We start from the raw sequence: 16,608 nt of genomic DNA on the forward strand, positions 1-16,608 counted from the left end.
GGTGCCTGCGGCACGCAGTTGCCTTTCTGTGAGGGGCGTGGTCAAACCCTCATGCTAGCCGGTCGGACCGGATGGCCTGGGTCACCAGCCCGTCGGCAGCGGATGACCTTCGGCGAAGCCTGCGGCCGATTGCACCCCCAGCACGACCTTCTCGTGCAGCTCGGCGAGGTTGTCGGCCCCGACGTACGTGCACGTGCTGCGGACCCCGGAGGTGATGTGGTCGAGCAGGTCCTCCACTCCGCCACGCGACGGGTCGAGGCCCATCCTCGATGTGGAGATCCCCTCCTCGAACAGCGCCTTGCGCGCCCGGTCGAACGCGCTGTCGCCCGCGGTCCTGGCGGCGACGGCCCGTTTGGACGCCATGCCGTAGCTCTCCTTGTACGGCTGGTCCTCGCGATCGCGCATCAGGTCGCCCGGCGATTCGTATGTGCCGGCGAACCACGAGCCGATCATCACGTTGGCCGCGCCCGCCGCCAGGGCCAGCGCGACGTCACGCGGATGACGCACTCCGCCGTCCGCCCAGACGTGTGCACCGAGTTGCCTTGCCGCCGAAGCGCATTCGACTACTGCCGAGAATTGGGGTCGGCCGACTCCTGTCATCATCCTCGTCGTGCACATCGCGCCGGGTCCGACGCCGACCTTGACGATGGACGCCCCGGCGCTGATCAGGTCGCGAGTGCCCTCGGCCGACACCACGTTGCCCGCAGCCAGCGGAAGGCCGAGGTCGAGCGACGACACCGCCTTGATCGCGTCGAGCATCCTGACCTGGTGCCCGTGCGCGGTGTCGACGACGAGCACGTCGACACCGGCGTCGGCAAGCGCCCGCGCCTTGGCGCCGACATCGCCGTTGATGCCCACCGCGGCGGCGATCCGCAACCGCCCGCGGGCGTCGACGGCGGGGGAGTAGATGCCCGCCCTGATCGCGCCCGTGCGGGTCAGCACGCCGGCAAGCGCGCCGTGCGCGTCGGTCATCACAGCGACGTCGACCGGAGCATGTTCGAGCAGGTCGAAGACCTTGCGCGGGTCCGTGCCCACCGGCGCGGTGACGAAGTCGCTGATCGCGACGTCGCGCACGCGGGCGAAGCGATCGACGCCGAGGCAGTGGGCCTCGGTGACCAGCCCGATCGGCCTGCCTTCGGAAACCACGACGGCCACACCGTGGGCGCGCTTGTGGATCAGCGCCGTCGCATCGGACACCGAGTCGTCTCCGACCAGCGTCACCGGGGTGTCGACGACGAGGTCGCGGCTCTTGACGAAGTCGACGGTCTCCTCGACCGCCTCGATCGGAAGGTCCTGCGGGAGAACGACGATGCCGCCTCGACGCGCCACCGTCTCGGCCATCCGCCGACCGGCGACCGCCGTCATGTTGGCCACGACGATGGGGATCGTGGTGCCCGACCCGTCCGACGTCGAGAGGTCGACGTCGAAGCGCGATGCCACGTCCGACCGGCCAGGAACGATGAACACGTCGTTGTAGGTCAGGTCATACGGTGGCTTCTGGCCGTCGAGAAATCTCATCGCTGAACAGTCTAGGTTTCTCCCGAAACTGCGGTGAGACCGCGCAACGGCGCAATTTCACGATCTGCCCGCAGTCTCGGGGTTGGTGGGGCGCTCAGGTCGGCATTCCCTGCACGAGTTCGATGCGGGTCCCGTCCGGGTCCTTTACGACAACCAGTTTGATCGTGTCGACCAGGGTGGTCCGGGTCTCCTCGATGACGGTGCCACCCAGCGAGACGAGACGAGCCGTGGCCTCGTCAAGATCGTCCACCTGGAATGCGAGATGGGTGAGCCCGATCTGATTGCGATACCTCGAGGCCTCGCCGCGCACGCCGGGGCGCCGCCACGCGAGCAGTTCCAGACGCGTGCGGTCCTTCACGATGAACTGGGCGAGCATGTCGACCGGCGGTGTCACTTCGGCGAGCTCAGCGACCTCATCCTTGGACGGGATTTGCTCCTGTACCTCGAAGCCGAGTCCGTCGACGTAGAACCGCAATGACTTCTCAATGTTCGATACGCACAGCCCGACGTGCGAGATCCGCGTCGCCACTAGGCGGGCACTTCACTCCGGTCGCCGCTCCACAGCGTGTGGAACCGCTTGGCATGGTCGTCGTCGATGCGGCCGTAGGTGTGCGCACCGAAGAAGTCACGCAGACCCTGCGTCAGCGCGGCGGGCAGGCGCTCGGTGCGCAGCGCGTCGTAGTAGGACAGCGCAGAGCTGAAACCGGGGATGGGGATGCCGAGCCTGGTGGCCGTGACCACGACGCGGCGCCAACTGTCGATCGACGCCTCGATGGCCTCGCGGAAGTAAGGAGCGACGATCAGCGTGGCGAGGTCGGGCTCGTCGTCGAACGCCTCCTTGAGCCGGTTGAGGAACTTCGCGCGGATGATGCACCCGCCGCGCCAAATGGTCGCCATGTCACCTGGCGTGATGTCCCAGTCGTACTCGTCGCTGCCCGCCTGGATCTGGTTGAAGCCCTGCGCGTAGGCGATGATCTTCGACGCATACAGTGCCTTGCTGACATCGTCGGTGAACTGCGCTGCGTCGCCGGGCTTCTCGCCGAGCCCACCCGATGCCAACCCAGTGGTGGCCTTGCGCTGGGCGACAGATCCGGACAGCGCGCGCGCGAACACGGCTTCGGCGATGCCGGTGACGGGGACGCCCAGGTCAAGCGCCGACTTGACCGTCCAGCGACCGGTGCCCTTCTGCTCGGCCTCGTCGAGGATCACGTCCACCAACGGCTCACCGGTCTTCGCGTCGGTCTGACGCAGCACCTCCGCGGTGATCTCGATGAGGAAGCTGTCGAGGTCGCCCTTGTTCCACTCGGCGAAGATGTCCGCGATCTCGGGGGCGGTCTTGCCGAGACCGTCGCGCAGCAGCTGGTAGGCCTCGCCGATGAGCTGCATGTCGGAGTATTCGATGCCGTTGTGCACCATCTTCACGAAATGCCCTGCGCCGTCGGGGCCGATATGGGTGCAGCACGGCACACCGTCGACGTGGGCGGAGATCTCCTCGAGCAGCGGGCCGAGCGACTTGTACGACTCGACGGGCCCGCCGGGCATGATCGACGGACCTTTCAGCGCGCCTTCCTCACCACCGGAGATACCCGCCCCGACGAAGTGCAGGCCGCGTTCACGCATCGCCTTCTCGCGCCGAATGGTGTCGGTATACAGGGCGTTGCCGCCGTCGATGATGATGTCGCCCTCTTCCATCGCATCGGCGAGCTCGTTGATCACGGCGTCGGTCGGGTCGCCCGCCTTGACCATGATCAGTACACGGCGGGGCTTCTCCAGTGCGGCAAGGAATTCCGGGATGGTCTCGCTGCGCACGAAATTGCCCTCGGACCCGTGCTCGCCGAGCAGCGCATCGGTCTTGGCGACCGAACGGTTGTGCAGTGCGACGGTGTAGCCGTGGTGGGCGAAGTTGCGCGCGATGTTGGACCCCATGACGGCAAGACCGGTCACGCCGATCTGGGCGGTGCCGGAGGACTGGGAGGACTGAGCGGATTCAGACAAGTGAATGCAGCCTTTCGTTGTTTTGTTGTCGCACCGAGAGTTTCGACAGATTCGTCTACGCGATGAAGAGCCGGTGGAGTTCGGTCAGCCACGGCACCGCGAGCGCGACGGTGGGAACCATGAGCACGGCCGCGGCGGCCAGGTACGCGGTCATCGCCAGCACAAGGCTGTTGCCGCGACCGGCGAGACGGCGCACGCGCAGAACCGTGGTCGGTCCGCCGGCGGCCAGCGCGCCCGCGGGAGTCCGGCCTGCGGCACAAGCGACAAGGGCACGAGCCAGGGGAGTGGGGCCGGTCGCCCGCACCGCGGCGTCGTCGGCGAGCAGCTCGATGAGCACCCGGACCGCGTCCAGCGCGCTCGCGCTTCGGACGAAGCGGGGGAAGGCCGCGTGCACGGCGGTGAACATCTCGAGCACCAGATCGTGGCGGGCCCGCAGGTGTGCGCGCTCGTGGGACAGGATCGCCGTGACCTCCCTGCCCTCCAACGTCGTCAGCGTGCCCTCGCTGACCACGACGCGACTGCGCACGCCGGGCAGGCAGTAGGCCAGCGGCTGAGGCACATCGAGGACGCGCAGCCCATCCCCGGCTCGCGCGTGGGCCCACTTCTGCGACTTGCCGACGAGGTCGACGACCATCCGGTGATGTGCCCGGCGGCGGCGCGTCGCGATCGCGACCTGCACGACGGAGATCACGAGCCTGGCGCCGATGAGCAGCGTCAACGCGAACACCAGGACGTAGGCGACCCACAACGGCCAGCCGAGGACCTCGATTTCGCTGGTGATCGTGGCGGTCGGTCGACCGTCCGGGCCGGGGACGAACAGCCGGCTCGCGATCGCGATGCCGGCGCTGAACGCCGAAAGGACGGCGGCCAGCGCGATGGACTGCCACAGCACGATCGAGGCGCGGGGCGCCCGCATCGTCCACGTCGCGCGGGCCAGCAGTGCCGGAACCGGTCCGACCAGCAGAAGCGCCACGAGAGTGAAGGCCAGGGCTGACACCCTGTCAGTCTCCCCTAGGGAGAGCCCGGACCGCCACTGGTTGGGGGCATTTCGCCTGCTGTCCTGCTCCTCGCGTGCGCAGCGTTGGTTTCCAACTCCGCCAGCGCACGTCGAAGTGCGGCCGCCTCGCCTGCGCCGACGCGCTCGACGAAGTGCACAAGCGCGGCTTCCCGGCTGCCGGGGCCCGCTTGGTCGAGTGCGTCGACCATCAGTCCCGCGACCAGCTCGTCGCGACCGTGCGTCGGTGCGTAGCGGTGGGCCCGGTCGTCGCGATGCTGCACGACGAGGTTTTTCTTGGCCAGCCGCTGGAGCACGGTCATGATCGTGGTGTAAGCCAGGTCGCGCTGAGCCGAAAGGGCTTCGTGGACCTGGCGCACAGTCTGAGGCTCGCGGGTTGACCACAGGTGGTCCATCACCGCGCGTTCAAGGTCCCCTAGACGCGTCAACTTGGCCATTTTTCGTTCATCTCCACAACAGCGATTCACTAAGGGTACTACGGCGTTACTACGGTGCGTCGTAACCAAGCCGGAACCTCCGTTTCACGATTTCAGCATGGCGCATTCACGCCGCTCATCGGCCTCTGCATACGTCCTTGTGACTCCGGTCACAGGTTCTGGCCGCGTCGCTCCCCAATGACTATAGTAAGCCTAACCTAAGTTATTGGGAGGTGTCATGACTATAGTGGCGGACGACCCGCTGATCGCGGGCATGGCGATCGCACGGGAGCTGCCGTTGCACGAATCCAGCCGGCGTCTGCGCGAGCTGTATCCCGAATGCCCTCGGGTCTATGGCGTCGCGGTGATGTCCGATCTGACTCGGCGGCGATGGTGGCCCCTGAAGGAGGCGCTCAGCACGGACCGGTTGGCCGGGATGTTCAGCATGGGCGCACTCGAGATGGACAGCCCGGTAGCCGCCGCCCAGCAGCTCGCGGCCACCCTCGCCCATGTCGTCATCGGCCGCGTGATCCCGCTGCTGGTCCTCGAGGGCAGGGCGTGGGACACCGGCATGGAAAACCTCTGGGTCCATGTCGATTCGGAGGGTGTGATCGATTGGGTCGGTGTGGTCGATCCGACACTGCGAGCGCTGCCCGACGACGTGTTTTTCCGCGCACGTGAGGAGCAGAGAGGCGGAAGCGCACGTGAGGAGCAGGTGGGCCCAAGCGCACGTGAGGAGCGGACCGCCGCTTTCGCGAGGGACGGGATGGTTCGCCTACCGAGCGAGGCCGCGCTGACCACCTGGGTCGCCCATCGGAGCCACCGGGCGCTGCAGCCGCTGTTCGGAAAGATCCACGATGTCAGTGGGGGCGCCATTTCGATGGCGTCGATGTGGCACATCGTCGGGGCGGCCGTCGTCGGCGCCGCGACGCACGTTCCGCTGCTCGCCGGGTCCAGCGAGTTGACGAGCATGCGCCGCGGGCAGGCCGTGCTCGACGCGTTGGTGAGCTTCGGGCTGCCGGTACGGGGCGGCTCTCGGCTGGGCCAGGGGAAGGGCTTGCTTAATTAGGCAAGCCTTGCCTATTCTGACTAACAGTTGGGCCGAGTAGGAGTCCTGAGGGCTGCAGAGACCCCCGGTCCACCTCCAGGGCGGGTCCCGTGCCATCGGTGCGGGGCCCGCCCGCTGCGTTCAAGCGTCTCTAGGCCTTCTCGACCTTGCCGCCGCTGTCCGCCCAGTCGTTGAAGCCACCGAGGTTGTAGACCTCGTCGTAGCCCATCTCCTTGAGCGCGTGGCCCGACAACGCCGCTCGCCCGCCCGAAGCGCAGTACACGACGACGGGCCTGTCCTTGGCGAAGTTCTCGTCGTAGTACGGCGTATCGGGGTCGGCACGAAACTCCACCATTCCGCGCGGGATGTGAACGGCGCCCGCGATCTTGCCGCTCTGCGCGACTTCGGCGGCGTCCCGCACGTCGACGACCAGAGCACCGTTGGAGATCTTCTGCCGCGCTTCCTCCACCGTGATCCTCGGCACGACGGCGTTGGCGGCAGCCACCAGGTCCTTGACACTTTTGCCCATGTAGCGACGGTAACGCGAGGCCCACGCGGCGCGTCGGGACTTCGCCGTGTAGACACTCCTTGTGTCATCTGTGCCCATGGAGGATCTCGGTAAGGGATTCGACAGCGAACTCGGTCTCAAGTACATCGACGTCACTCCCGACGGCGGACGCGCCGAGCTGGTGATCCACGACAAGCTGCTGCAGCCGTGGGGGATCGTGCACGGCGGTGTGTACTGCTCGATCATCGAGAGCCTCGCCAGCGTGTCGGGTGCCGTCTGGTTCGCCGAAAAGAGAGAGGGCGGCACCGTCGTCGGCGTCAACAACAACACCGACTTCCTGCGCGCGATCTCCTCGGGCACCGTGACTGCCGTGTCGACGCCGATCCACCGCGGTCGGCGCCAACAGCTCTGGCTGATCGAGGTCACCGACAACGAGGGCCGCATGGTGGCGCGCGGACAGGTGCGGCTGCAGAACATTCAGGAATAGCGCGCATCGAGCGCTGCGGACACGCGCCACCCGTGGCAGCATCCCCGCTATGCGTCTGACCCCGCACGAGCAGGACAGGCTGCTGCTCTCGTACGCGGCCGAGCTTGCCCGCCGCCGGCGAGCACGCGGCCTGCGGCTGAACCACCCCGAGGCCGTCGCCGTCCTCACCGACCACCTGCTCGAAGGTGCCCGCGACGGCCGCACCGTGGCCGAGCTGATGGTCAGCGGACGCGAGGTACTCGGCCGCGACGACGTCATGGAGGGGGTGCCGGAGATGCTGCTCGACGTGCAGGTAGAAGCCACGTTCCCGGACGGCACGAAGCTCGTCACCGTCCACCATCCGATTCCATGAGCAGCGAGAATCCGGAGGCGGATCGCGCATCATGATCCCAGGGGAATTCGTGTACGGCGACGGTGAGGTCGAGATCAATGCGGGCGCGTCGCGGCTGGCCATGGATGTGGTCAACACCGGTGACCGTCCCGTCCAGGTCGGCAGCCACGTCCATCTCCCGCAGGCCAATTCGGCGCTCGACTTCGACCGCGCCGCCGCTCACGGCCACCGTCTCGACATCCCCGCAGGAACCGCCGTACGGTTCGAACCCGGTGTCGTGCAGCATGTCTCGCTGGTGCCGCTGAGTGGGAGGCGGGAAGTGCACGGGCTGAGTCTCGACGCGCCCGGAGCGCTGGACCTGCCATGACCGAACTGTCGAGGGCGCGCTACGCCGCGTTGTTCGGGCCGACCACCGGCGACCGGATCCGGCTGGCCGACACCGATCTATTCGTCGAGATCACCGAGGACCGCAGCGGAGGTCCAGGGCTGGCAGGAGACGAGGCGGTGTTCGGCGGCGGCAAGGTGCTGCGCGAGTCGATGGGGCAGGGGCGCGCCACCCGCGCCGACGGCGCGCCGGACACGGTGATCACCGGCGTGGTGATCATCGACTATTGGGGAATCATCAAGGCCGACATCGGTATTCGTGACGGCCGGATCTCCGCGATCGGCAAGGCGGGCAACCCGGACACTATGTCGGGTGTACACCGTGACCTTGTCGTCGGCCCGTCGACCGAGATCATCGCGGGTAACGGGCGGATCGTGACGGCCGGCGCCATCGACTGCCACGTGCACCTCATCTGTCCGCAGATCATGCAAGAGGCACTCGGCGGCGGAATCACGACGATCGTCGCGGGCGGCACAGGTCCCGCGGAGGGCAGCAAGGCCACCACGGTGACACCCGGCGCGTGGCATCTGGCCCGCATGCTGGAGGCCACCGACGGCTGGCCGCTGAACGTCGCGCTTCTCGGCAAGGGCAACACGGTCAGCGAAGAGGCGATGTGGGAGCAACTACGCGGCGGCGCAGCGGGTTTCAAGCTGCACGAGGACTGGGGCACCACGCCGGCAGCGATCGACGCCTGCCTGAAAGTGGCCGACGGATCGGGAGTGCAGGTCAACATCCACACCGACACCCTCAACGAGATGGGGTTCGTCGAGAACACGCTCGGCGCCATCGGTGGCAGGTCGATTCACGCGTACCACACCGAGGGGGCGGGCGGCGGCCATGCACCGGACATCATCACGGTCGCCGCCGAGTCCTATGTGCTGCCGAGTTCGACGAACCCGACCAGGCCGCACACCGTCAACACCCTCGACGAGCACCTCGACATGTTGATGGTGTGCCACCATCTCAACCCAAGCGTCCCAGAGGATCTCGCTTTCGCCGAGAGCCGGATCAGGCCGTCGACCATCGCCGCAGAAGACCTGCTGCACGACATCGGTGCCATCTCTATGATCGGCAGCGACGCCCAGGCGATGGGCCGCATCGGCGAGGTGGTGTTGCGCACCTGGCAGACCGCACACGTGATGAAACGGCGCCGCGGGGCGCTCGAAGGCGACGGCGCCGCGGACAACCACCGCGCCCGCCGCTACGTCGCGAAGTACACCATCTGCCCGGCTGTCGCGCATGGGCTGGACAACAAGATCGGCTCCATCGAGGTGGGCAAGCTGGCCGACCTGGTGCTCTGGGAACCGGCCTTCTTCGGAGTCCGGCCGCATGCCGTGGTCAAGGGCGGCATGATCGCCTGGGCCGCGATGGGGGATGCCAACGCGTCCATCCCGACACCGCAGCCCGTCCTGCCGCGGCCGATGTTCGGCGCGGCGCCTTCCGCCGCCGCGGCCACATCGGTGCATTTCGTGTCGCCGCAGGCGATCGAGGACAGGCTGGCCGATCGACTTGCGGTCAACCGCCGGCTGGTGCCGGTCGGCAACGTCCGCGACATCGGCAAGGCGGATATGCCGCTCAACGACGCCACACCGCGGATCGAGGTGGAGCCCGACACATTCACGGTGCGCATCGACGGCGACGTCTGGCAGGAACAGCCCGCGGCCGAACTGCCGATGGCTCAACGGTATTTCCTGTTCTGATGACCGGTCTGACGACGCTGCTCGCCTTGGCCGACTCCCGGTTGCCCACCGGCGGGCACGTCCATTCCGGTGGCGCCGAGGAGGCGGTGACCAGCGGAGTGGTCGTCGACCTTGCCACGCTGAGGGCGTTTCTGCGGCGGCGGATCGCGACTCAGGGTCTCGTGACGGCCTCGATCGCAGCGGCAGTGCACGCGCGGTCACTGCCGGTCGCGATGGCCGACCGCGAAACCGACGCCCGCACACCGGCTCCCGCCGCCCGGCTGGCATCGCGCGCGCAAGGGCGGGGGCTTCTGCGGCTGGCGCGCCGGGTGTGGCCCGCGCAGGACTGGGACTGCCTCGGCGCCACCCCGCACCTGGCCGTGGCCGCGGGCGCCGCGGGCGCGGCCAGCGGTGTGTCGGCGCAGCACACCGCGCTGGCCATCGTCTACACGACGATGACCGGATCGGCGACCGCCGCCCAACGGCTGCTCGCGCTCGATCCCGGCGACGTCGCGGCGCTGACGTTCGAACTGTCCGCGTTGTGCGACCAGACCGCCGAGTTGGCGGGCAAGGAACTCGCCGACCTTTCCGATCCGCTGCTCGATGTGCTGGCTCAGCGGCACAGCGACCGCGAACGCCCGCTGTTCGCTTCCTGAAGGGCCGAAACACTCACCATGGCACCGCATTTCATCGACGGCGAGCCGCACCGTCATCAGCCCGACCGGCCGAAGCGGATCCGGAAGGAGGGGGAGCCGTTACGCATCGGGGTCGGCGGTCCTGTCGGGTCAGGTAAAACCGCACTGGTGGCGGCGCTGTGCCGCGAGCTGCGCGACGAGCTGTCGCTCGCGGTGCTGACCAACGACATCTACACCACCGAGGACGCCGACTTTCTGCGCAGACATGCAGTGCTGCCCGACGACCGGATTGCGGCGGTGCAGACCGGCGGGTGTCCCCACACCGCCATCCGCGACGACATCACGGCGAACCTCGACGCGATCGAGGACCTGACAAGTGTCCACGAGGACCTCGACCTCATCCTGGTGGAGTCCGGCGGGGACAACCTGACCGCGACGTTCTCGTCGGGATTGATCGACGTGCAGATCTTCGTAGTGGATGTCGCGGGCGGCGACAAGGTGCCGCGCAAGGGCGGTCCCGGCGTGACCTATTCCGACCTGCTCGTGGTCAACAAGACCGACCTGGCACCGCTGGTCGGCGCCGATCTCGGCGTGATGCGCCGGGATGCCGCGGCGGCGCGCGGCGACCGGCCCACGGTGCTGATCTCGCTCACCGAGGACCCGTCCGCCGGACCCGTGACGTCGTGGGTGCACGATCAGCTGCGCGTCGCACAGGTGATATAGGTGCACTCCGATGTGTTGATCGTCGCGCGGCCCGACCGGCGACCGACGATCGAATCCACAGGCGGTATCGCGGCACGACTCACCGAGCCGGACACGGTGCATCTGGTGTCCACGGCGGCCACACCGCTCGGCGGCGACACCATCGCGATGCGGGTGATCGTCGAAGCCGGCGCCCGGTTGCGGATACGAAGCGCCGCCGCGACCGTCGCGCTACCCGGTCGCGGCACCACGGAGTCGACCGCGCACTGGCATCTCGAAGTCGCGGGGGACTTGGACCTCGATCCGGAGCCGACGGTGGTGGCGGGTGGATCCCGGCACTCGATGTCGACGCGACTCTCGGTCGAGGACTCGGCACGCGTCAGGCTGCGCGAACGGATCCAGATCGGCAGAACCGGTGAGCAACAGGGTTTCTGGTCGGGCGCGCTGTATGCGGACGTCAGCGGCAGGCCATTGCTGCGGCACCGGGTCGAGATCGGTCAGGGATCGGCGACTCACGACGTCATCGGTGCGCCGCTGGCGTCGGTGAGCGAACTCCGCTACCCCGACGTCGCTCACGACGCCATGGGCACCGTGCTCGCACTCGCCGACGGCGGAAGCCTCACGACGTGGCAGGGAAACCGACTCAGGTAGTCAGCTGGCCGCTTTCTCGCCTTCGACGGCCGCCGCGATCTCCTCGAGTTCCTCGATTCTGGTGCGGGCGTATGCCTGTTGCTCGGTGATGTAGAGGTTTCCGCGAGCGCGACCGAGGAAGGTCACCGTCCACGACAGCAGCGTGGCGAGCTTGCGCCGGAATCCGACGAGGTAGACCAGATGCAGCAGCAGCCACGCCAGCCAGGCGATGAACCCGCCGAACTCGAGCGGGCCGATCTGGGCCACCGCGGAGAACCGCGACACCGTGGCCATCGAGCCCTTGTCGAAGTAGTCGAACGGTTCGCGCTCGAACGGGTCGGCACCCCGCAACTCGGCCTTGATGGTGTTGGCGACGTACTTGCCGCCCTGGATCGCGCCCTGCGCCATGCCGGGGACGCCTTCGACCGCGGCCATGTCGCCGATGACGAACACGTTGGGGTTCCCGGGAACCGACAGGTCCGGCAACACCTTGACCCGGCCCGCCCGGTCGACCTCGCCACCGCACTGGTTCGCGATCTGTTTGCCAAGCGGGCTCGCTGACACGCCCGCCGACCACACCTTGGTTGCGCATTCGATGCGGCGAGTGGTGCCGTCGGAATCCTTGACCGTGATGCCGTTGCGGTCGACATCGGTGACCATGGCGTTGAGCTGGATGTCGACACCCATCTTCTCCAGCCGGGCCTGCGCCTTCTTGCCGAGTTTCTCGCCCATCGGCGGCAGCACGGCGGGCGCGGCGTCGAGCAGGATCACCCGCGCCTTGGTGGAGTCGATGTGCCGGAACGCACCCTTGAGGGTGTAGTCGGAGAGCTCGGCGATCTGGCCTGCCATTTCCACGCCGGTCGGACCCGCCCCCACCACGGTGAAGGTCAGCAGCTTCTCGCGGCGTACCGGATCGCTGGACCGCTCAGCCTGCTCGAAAGCACCGAGGATGCGGCCACGAAGCTCGAGCGCGTCGTCGATGGACTTCATGCCCGGCGCGAACTCGGCGAAGTGGTCGTTGCCGAAATAGGACTGTCCGGCGCCCGCGGCGACGATCAGCGTGTCGTAGGGGGTGACGTAGGTGTGCCCGAGCAGTTTCGACTGGACGTTTCTCTTGGCCAGGTCGACATGGGTGGCTTCGCCGAGGAGCACCTGCGCGTTCTTCTGCTTACGCAGGATCATGCGGGTGGGCGGCGCGATCTCGCCCGAGGAGATGATGCCTGTCGCCACCTGGTACAGCAGCGGCTGGAACAGGTGGTGGGTCGTCTTGGCGATGATCTTGATATCGACGTCGGCGCGTTTGAGAGCCTTGGCGGCAGTCAACCCGCCGAAGCCCGAGCCGATGATGACGACCTTGTGCCTGTCAGAGGGGGTGGCTCCGGGGTGGCTCATCAGCTGTCGCTCCTCGAAGGGCTTCACGTTTGGTACAGCGTCTACCGTAGCTGCCCACATCCCGGCAGAAGCGGGCGACTAGGTGAGATTTGCCACGTTAGAGCGTGTTCAACCGTCGAGGAGCGGCTTCAACTTTTCCGCGACCGCGGTGATGCCCCCGGGATGGTAGCCAGACAGGCTGGTGATGGGGCTGAGTATGACCCCATCGACACCCGCGTCGAGCACCTTGGTCTTGATCTGGTCCACCACCTGCTCGGGGCCGCCGAACACCGCCTGCTGTTTGAAGTCGTCGGGGATCTGGTCGGCCGTGACGGTCTCGTCGATGATCGCTATCACGAGCATGCTGGTCTCCAGCGTGCCCGGGTCGCGGTCGATCTTCTCGCAGCTCTCCTTGACGACGCGAACCTTGTGAGCCAGCTGATGGAAGCCGGCGATGATGTTGAGATGGTCGAAGTGTTCGGCCGCCAGGGGAATCGTCTTCTTCTCGCCGCTTCCGCCGATCATCAGGGGGATGTGGTCGCGGAAGCGGGGCTCAGCCATCGCTTCTTTGGTGCGGTAGTACTTGCCGGAGTATGTGGGGCGCTCGCCCGCGAGCATGGGCAGGATTATCTCGAGCGATTCGTACAGCCGGTTGAACCGGTCGGTGAAGGTGCCGAAGTCATAGCCCAGCGAGTCGTGCTCCAACTCGAACCAGCCGGTGCCGATGCCGAGGATGGCGCGGCCCTGGCTGATGACGTCCAGCGTGGTGATCGCCTTGGCCAGCAGGGTCGGATTGCGATACGTGTTGCCGGTGACCAGCGTGCCGAGCTGCACGCGCTCGGTGGCGGCGGCGAGGGCGCCCAGCGCGGTGTAGGCCTCCAGCATGGGTTGATCGGGCGTGCCGAGGCCGGGGAGTTGGTAGAAGTGGTCCATCACGAAGACCGAGTCGAACCCAGCCGCTTCGGCTTCCTTCGCCTGCGCGATGACGGTGGGGAACAGCTCCGCTACGCCGGTGCCGTAGCTGAAATTAGGTATCTGAAGTCCGAGTTTTATGGTCACGCACTCACGTAACCACAACTAAGCGGGGCGGTCACCCCGCTTTAGCTTCGGGCGAACGCGGGAATATCAGGCCGGGTGAGCGAGCGCGCCGTTGCTGACGTGCATCGTCTCCCCGGTGATGTGGCGAGCGGCGGGCGTCGCGAGGAACAGCGCCAACCTGGCGATCTCCGCGGCAACCGGCGCTGCGCTGCCTAGGCCGGCGTAGCCCTCCTGCGCGCTGCGGCCGGATGCCACCGCGTTGACGGTGATGCCCCGGGTACCGAAGTGAGTGGCCTGGCCCTGGGTCCAGTTCGACACCGCGGCCTTGATCGCGGCGTCGGCGCTGCCTTCGCGCGGGTTCTCGGGAACGACGCTGATGATCGAGCCACCGGAGCGCAGATGGTCGCCGACGACCTGGACGGTCAGCACGGTCGAGAGCATCGTCGCGTCGAGAGCGTTGCGCCACGCCGCGGCGTGGTCGGCGAGCGTGAAGGTGCGGGGATCGCCCGACTCCCACAGCGGCGCAGGCACGTTCACAATCGTGTCGAGGTGTTGGGGGAACAGGGTCCTGGCCTCTTCGAGGCTGGCCGCGTCGGTGTTGTCGCACACAATCGCATCGACGTCGAGTTCCTTGGCTGCCACCTTCAGATCCTCGCGGCGGGCGCCGGTGATGACCACTCGGTGGCCCGCGTCGCGAAAGCTTTCCGCGATCGTGCGGCCCAGATTCGTATCGCCGCCGGTGACAAGCACCTCCATCGCCATGACCTCCTGTTAGCGCGGGATCAACGCCGTCGTGGCGGCGATCCGCCGACGATGTTACTGGACGGTAGCTATTAGGCGAAACCGACGCGCATATCCGTGGCTAGGTTGATATCGACCTGCGATGCTCCGCCTAACCTAGGGTTTCGTTGGTGACGACCGCGCCCGCGCTGCCGCGCTGGATCTACCTCCCGGCCGCGGTCGGGGCGCTGTTCGTCGTGCTGCCCCTCGCGGCCATCGTCGCCAAGGTCGACTGGCCGCAGTTCTGGTCGCTGATCACCAGTGACGCCGCCCGCGCGGCCCTCGTGCTGAGCGTAAGGACGGCGACCGCAAGCACGCTGCTGTGCGTGCTGTTCGGTGTTCCGCTGGCCCTCGTGCTTGCCCGCAACGACGGCAGGACGGTGCAGATTCTGCGGCCGCTGCTGCTGCTGCCGCTCGTGCTGCCACCGGTGGTCGGCGGTATCGCTCTCCTGTACGCGTTCGGCCGGCTCGGTCTGGTCGGCCAGCACCTCGATGCCGCGGGCGTCCGGATCGCTTTCACGACGACGGCGGTCGTGCTGGCGCAGACCTTCGTGTCGCTGCCGTTTCTTGTCATCGCGCTCGAGGGCGCGGCGCGAACGTCCGGGCGCGAGTACGACGTCGTGGCGGCGACGCTGGGCGCGCGGCCGACAACGGTGTGGTGGCGGGTGTCGCTTCCGCTGCTGGCGCCCGGTCTTGTCTCGGGAGCGGTGCTCGCGTTCGCCCGCTCGCTGGGGGAGTTCGGAGCGACGCTGACGTTCGCAGGCTCACGGGAAGGGGTGACCCGGACGCTGCCGCTGGAGATCTACCTCCAACGCGAGACCGACGCCGACGCCGCCGTCGCCCTTTCGGTGTTGTTGGTCGCGGTGGCCGCTGTCGTGGTGCTCGGCCTTGGCACCAGGGCGCTGCGCTCTGGTTCGGCGATGACGGGAGGAGCGCCGTGACCGGTATGCATGTGCGCGCCGTTGTCCCCGCTCGCGGCGTCGACATCGAGTTCTCTGTCGCCGAAGGAGAAGTGCTGGCGATCCTCGGCCCCAACGGTGCGGGTAAATCGACCGCGCTTCACGCGGTCGCGGGTCTGGTGCGACCCGATCCGGGAGTGGTACGGCTCGGCGACCGAACGCTGACCGATACTGCCACGGGCGTCTTCGTGCCCACCCATGCCCGGCGGGTCGGCATGCTTCTGCAGGAAGCTCTGTTGTTCCCGCACCTGAGCGTCGTGGCCAACGTGGCGTTCGCGCCGCGCAGCGGCCATCGCAGACGCCACCGGCGGGAGGCCCGCGCAACGGCGGCGCACTGGTTGAGCCAGGTCGACGCGGGCGAGCTTGCCGACCGCAGGCCCAAAGAGCTTTCCGGCGGTCAGGCCCAGCGAGTCGCGCTCGCACGTGCCCTGGCGGCGGAACCCGATGCGTTGCTGCTCGATGAGCCGCTCGCCGGTCTCGATGTCTCGACTGCCTCAGCCATGCGAAAGCTATTGCGCCACAAGCTGACACAGGACGGACGAGCAGCGGTCCTGGTGACCCACGATGTGATCGACGTGCTGACCCTCGCCGATCGGGTTCTGATCATCGAATCCGGCCGCATCGCCGAATCCGGCTCGGCGGCATCGGTTCTGGCTGCGCCGCGAAGTCGTTTCGGCGCACGATTCGCCGGCGTGAACCTCGTCAGCGGCATCGCGGGACCAGACGGTGCGCTCGTCACCAGGTGGGGTGCCACCTGGCATGGCACGCCGGCACCCGACGTCGTCGTCGGACAAGCCGTCGTCGCGGTCTTTCCGCCGTCGGCCGTCTCGGTCTACCGGGACAAGCCGCACGGAAGCCCACGAAACACCGTCGAGGTCGTGGTGGCCGAACTGGACAGCAAGGGGCCCGCGCTTCGCGTACGCGCCGACGAACAACCCGACGGCGGGCCCGGTCTCGCCGCCGACATCACCGCCGAGTCCGCGACCGAACTTCGGGTTGTGCCGGGGGAGAATGTTCACTTCTCGGTCAAGGCGCAGGAAGTCACCGTTCACCCCGTTGCGTAACGGGAGGCGCACACGCGTCGATCAAATGAACGAACCCCGCGCGGGAC

The 16,608-nt window shown here is 67.5% G+C and carries 19 protein-coding genes; 10 read left to right on the forward strand and 9 right to left on the reverse strand.

Annotated features, from left to right (window positions below; genetic code table 11):
• Window positions 1–81 precede the first annotated feature (81 nt).
• The 5 genes from C6A82_RS14340 to C6A82_RS14360 form a co-directional block, all read right to left on the reverse strand.
• Window positions 82–1,518: a GuaB1 family IMP dehydrogenase-related protein gene (locus tag C6A82_RS14340; protein ID WP_105346184.1), complete on the reverse strand. Its 1,437-nt coding sequence runs from the start codon at window positions 1,516–1,518 to the stop codon at window positions 82–84.
• Window positions 1,519–1,612: 94 nt separating this feature from the next.
• Window positions 1,613–2,047, reverse strand: a complete 435-nt coding sequence (locus C6A82_RS14345; RefSeq protein WP_105346182.1) for a VOC family protein — start codon at window positions 2,045–2,047, stop codon at window positions 1,613–1,615.
• A complete protein-coding gene (gndA, locus tag C6A82_RS14350) occupies window positions 2,047–3,513 on the reverse strand; it encodes an NADP-dependent phosphogluconate dehydrogenase (RefSeq protein WP_105346180.1) in 1,467 nt (488 codons plus the stop codon). The genes C6A82_RS14345 and gndA overlap by 1 nt, the downstream gene beginning before the upstream one ends.
• A 55-nt stretch (window positions 3,514–3,568) precedes the next feature.
• A complete protein-coding gene (locus C6A82_RS14355; RefSeq protein ID WP_105346178.1) occupies window positions 3,569–4,510 on the reverse strand; it encodes a M56 family metallopeptidase in 942 nt (313 codons plus the stop codon).
• A gap of 14 nt (window positions 4,511–4,524) precedes the next feature.
• A complete protein-coding gene (locus C6A82_RS14360; RefSeq protein ID WP_105346177.1) occupies window positions 4,525–4,965 on the reverse strand; it encodes a BlaI/MecI/CopY family transcriptional regulator in 441 nt (146 codons plus the stop codon).
• 217 nt (window positions 4,966–5,182) lie between these two features.
• Between C6A82_RS14360 and C6A82_RS14365 the strand changes: the two genes are divergently transcribed.
• A complete protein-coding gene (locus C6A82_RS14365; protein ID WP_311101347.1) occupies window positions 5,183–6,013 on the forward strand; it encodes an iron reductase in 831 nt (276 codons plus the stop codon).
• A 130-nt stretch (window positions 6,014–6,143) separates the two neighbouring features.
• On the opposite strand, the gene C6A82_RS14370 is transcribed toward C6A82_RS14365, so the two are convergent.
• A complete protein-coding gene (locus tag C6A82_RS14370; protein WP_105343394.1) occupies window positions 6,144–6,521 on the reverse strand; it encodes a rhodanese-like domain-containing protein in 378 nt (125 codons plus the stop codon).
• 76 nt (window positions 6,522–6,597) lie between these two features.
• Here C6A82_RS14370 and C6A82_RS14375 point away from each other — a divergent pair, with 76 nt between their 5' ends.
• Genes C6A82_RS14375 through C6A82_RS14405 form a run of 7 tightly spaced genes read left to right on the forward strand, consistent with a single transcriptional unit; the run spans window position 6,598 to window position 11,370 of the window.
• Window positions 6,598–6,987, forward strand: a complete 390-nt coding sequence (locus tag C6A82_RS14375) for a PaaI family thioesterase (RefSeq protein WP_105343392.1) — start codon at window positions 6,598–6,600, stop codon at window positions 6,985–6,987.
• A 49-nt stretch (window positions 6,988–7,036) separates the two neighbouring features.
• On the forward strand, window positions 7,037–7,339 hold the full coding sequence (locus C6A82_RS14380) for an urease subunit gamma (RefSeq protein ID WP_105343390.1): 303 nt from the start codon (window positions 7,037–7,039) through the stop codon (window positions 7,337–7,339).
• A 31-nt stretch (window positions 7,340–7,370) separates the two neighbouring features.
• The gene (locus C6A82_RS14385; protein ID WP_105343388.1) at window positions 7,371–7,685 is read left to right on the forward strand and encodes an urease subunit beta; all 315 of its coding nucleotides are present in this window, start codon (window positions 7,371–7,373) and stop codon (window positions 7,683–7,685) included.
• The gene (locus tag C6A82_RS14390) at window positions 7,682–9,403 is read left to right on the forward strand and encodes an urease subunit alpha (protein WP_105343387.1); all 1,722 of its coding nucleotides are present in this window, start codon (window positions 7,682–7,684) and stop codon (window positions 9,401–9,403) included. Before C6A82_RS14385 ends, C6A82_RS14390 begins: the two co-directional genes overlap by 4 nt.
• Window positions 9,403–10,038, forward strand: coding sequence for an urease accessory protein UreF (locus C6A82_RS14395; RefSeq protein ID WP_105343385.1), 636 nt, complete (start codon window positions 9,403–9,405; stop codon window positions 10,036–10,038). Before C6A82_RS14390 ends, C6A82_RS14395 begins: the two co-directional genes overlap by 1 nt.
• Before the next feature lie 18 nt (window positions 10,039–10,056).
• Entirely contained in the window at window positions 10,057–10,740 is a 684-nt protein-coding gene (gene ureG, locus C6A82_RS14400; protein WP_105343384.1) for an urease accessory protein UreG, read from the forward strand.
• Window positions 10,741–11,370 carry an urease accessory protein UreD gene (locus C6A82_RS14405; RefSeq protein WP_105343382.1) on the forward strand — a complete coding sequence of 210 codons (630 nt, stop codon included), beginning with the start codon at window positions 10,741–10,743 and terminating at the stop codon, window positions 11,368–11,370.
• On the opposite strand, the gene C6A82_RS14410 is transcribed toward C6A82_RS14405, so the two are convergent.
• The 3 genes from C6A82_RS14410 to C6A82_RS14420 form a co-directional block, all read right to left on the reverse strand.
• Entirely contained in the window at window positions 11,371–12,741 is a 1,371-nt protein-coding gene (locus tag C6A82_RS14410; RefSeq protein ID WP_105343380.1) for an NAD(P)/FAD-dependent oxidoreductase, read from the reverse strand.
• A gap of 108 nt (window positions 12,742–12,849) precedes the next feature.
• Window positions 12,850–13,779 carry an LLM class F420-dependent oxidoreductase gene (locus C6A82_RS14415; protein WP_105343379.1) on the reverse strand — a complete coding sequence of 310 codons (930 nt, stop codon included), beginning with the start codon at window positions 13,777–13,779 and terminating at the stop codon, window positions 12,850–12,852.
• A 66-nt stretch (window positions 13,780–13,845) separates the two neighbouring features.
• The gene (locus C6A82_RS14420; RefSeq protein WP_199193664.1) at window positions 13,846–14,520 is read right to left on the reverse strand and encodes an SDR family oxidoreductase; all 675 of its coding nucleotides are present in this window, start codon (window positions 14,518–14,520) and stop codon (window positions 13,846–13,848) included.
• Between the two features lie 149 nt (window positions 14,521–14,669).
• Between C6A82_RS14420 and C6A82_RS14425 the strand changes: the two genes are divergently transcribed.
• The gene (locus tag C6A82_RS14425; protein ID WP_105343377.1) at window positions 14,670–15,479 is read left to right on the forward strand and encodes an ABC transporter permease; all 810 of its coding nucleotides are present in this window, start codon (window positions 14,670–14,672) and stop codon (window positions 15,477–15,479) included.
• Complete coding sequence (locus tag C6A82_RS14430; protein ID WP_199193663.1) at window positions 15,476–16,561, forward strand: sulfate/molybdate ABC transporter ATP-binding protein; 1,086 nt, start codon at window positions 15,476–15,478, stop codon at window positions 16,559–16,561. Before C6A82_RS14425 ends, C6A82_RS14430 begins: the two co-directional genes overlap by 4 nt.
• The last annotated feature ends 47 nt before the right edge of the window (window positions 16,562–16,608 follow it).

It is taken from the genome of Mycobacterium sp. ITM-2016-00318, assembly GCF_002968285.2.
In the GTDB taxonomy this organism is placed as follows: Bacteria; Actinomycetota; Actinomycetes; order Mycobacteriales; family Mycobacteriaceae; genus Mycobacterium.

What these genes read in the sequence shown, in the direction of transcription:
- C6A82_RS14340 (WP_105346184.1), bottom strand. Translation starts at nt 1,518, where the DNA reads ATGAGATTTCTCGACGGCCAGAAGCCACCGTATGACCTGACCTACAAC.
- C6A82_RS14360 (WP_105346177.1), bottom strand. Translation starts at nt 4,965, where the DNA reads ATGGCCAAGTTGACGCGTCTAGGGGACCTTGAACGCGCGGTGATGGAC.
- C6A82_RS14365 (WP_311101347.1), top strand. Translation starts at nt 5,183, where the DNA reads ATGACTATAGTGGCGGACGACCCGCTGATCGCGGGCATGGCGATCGCA.
- C6A82_RS14370 (WP_105343394.1), bottom strand. Translation starts at nt 6,521, where the DNA reads ATGGGCAAAAGTGTCAAGGACCTGGTGGCTGCCGCCAACGCCGTCGTG.
- C6A82_RS14375 (WP_105343392.1), top strand. Translation starts at nt 6,598, where the DNA reads ATGGAGGATCTCGGTAAGGGATTCGACAGCGAACTCGGTCTCAAGTAC.
- C6A82_RS14380 (WP_105343390.1), top strand. Translation starts at nt 7,037, where the DNA reads ATGCGTCTGACCCCGCACGAGCAGGACAGGCTGCTGCTCTCGTACGCG.
- C6A82_RS14385 (WP_105343388.1), top strand. Translation starts at nt 7,371, where the DNA reads ATGATCCCAGGGGAATTCGTGTACGGCGACGGTGAGGTCGAGATCAAT.
- C6A82_RS14390 (WP_105343387.1), top strand. Translation starts at nt 7,682, where the DNA reads ATGACCGAACTGTCGAGGGCGCGCTACGCCGCGTTGTTCGGGCCGACC.
- C6A82_RS14395 (WP_105343385.1), top strand. Translation starts at nt 9,403, where the DNA reads ATGACCGGTCTGACGACGCTGCTCGCCTTGGCCGACTCCCGGTTGCCC.
- ureG (WP_105343384.1), top strand. Translation starts at nt 10,057, where the DNA reads ATGGCACCGCATTTCATCGACGGCGAGCCGCACCGTCATCAGCCCGAC.
- C6A82_RS14410 (WP_105343380.1), bottom strand. Translation starts at nt 12,741, where the DNA reads ATGAGCCACCCCGGAGCCACCCCCTCTGACAGGCACAAGGTCGTCATC.
- C6A82_RS14420 (WP_199193664.1), bottom strand. Translation starts at nt 14,520, where the DNA reads ATGGCGATGGAGGTGCTTGTCACCGGCGGCGATACGAATCTGGGCCGC.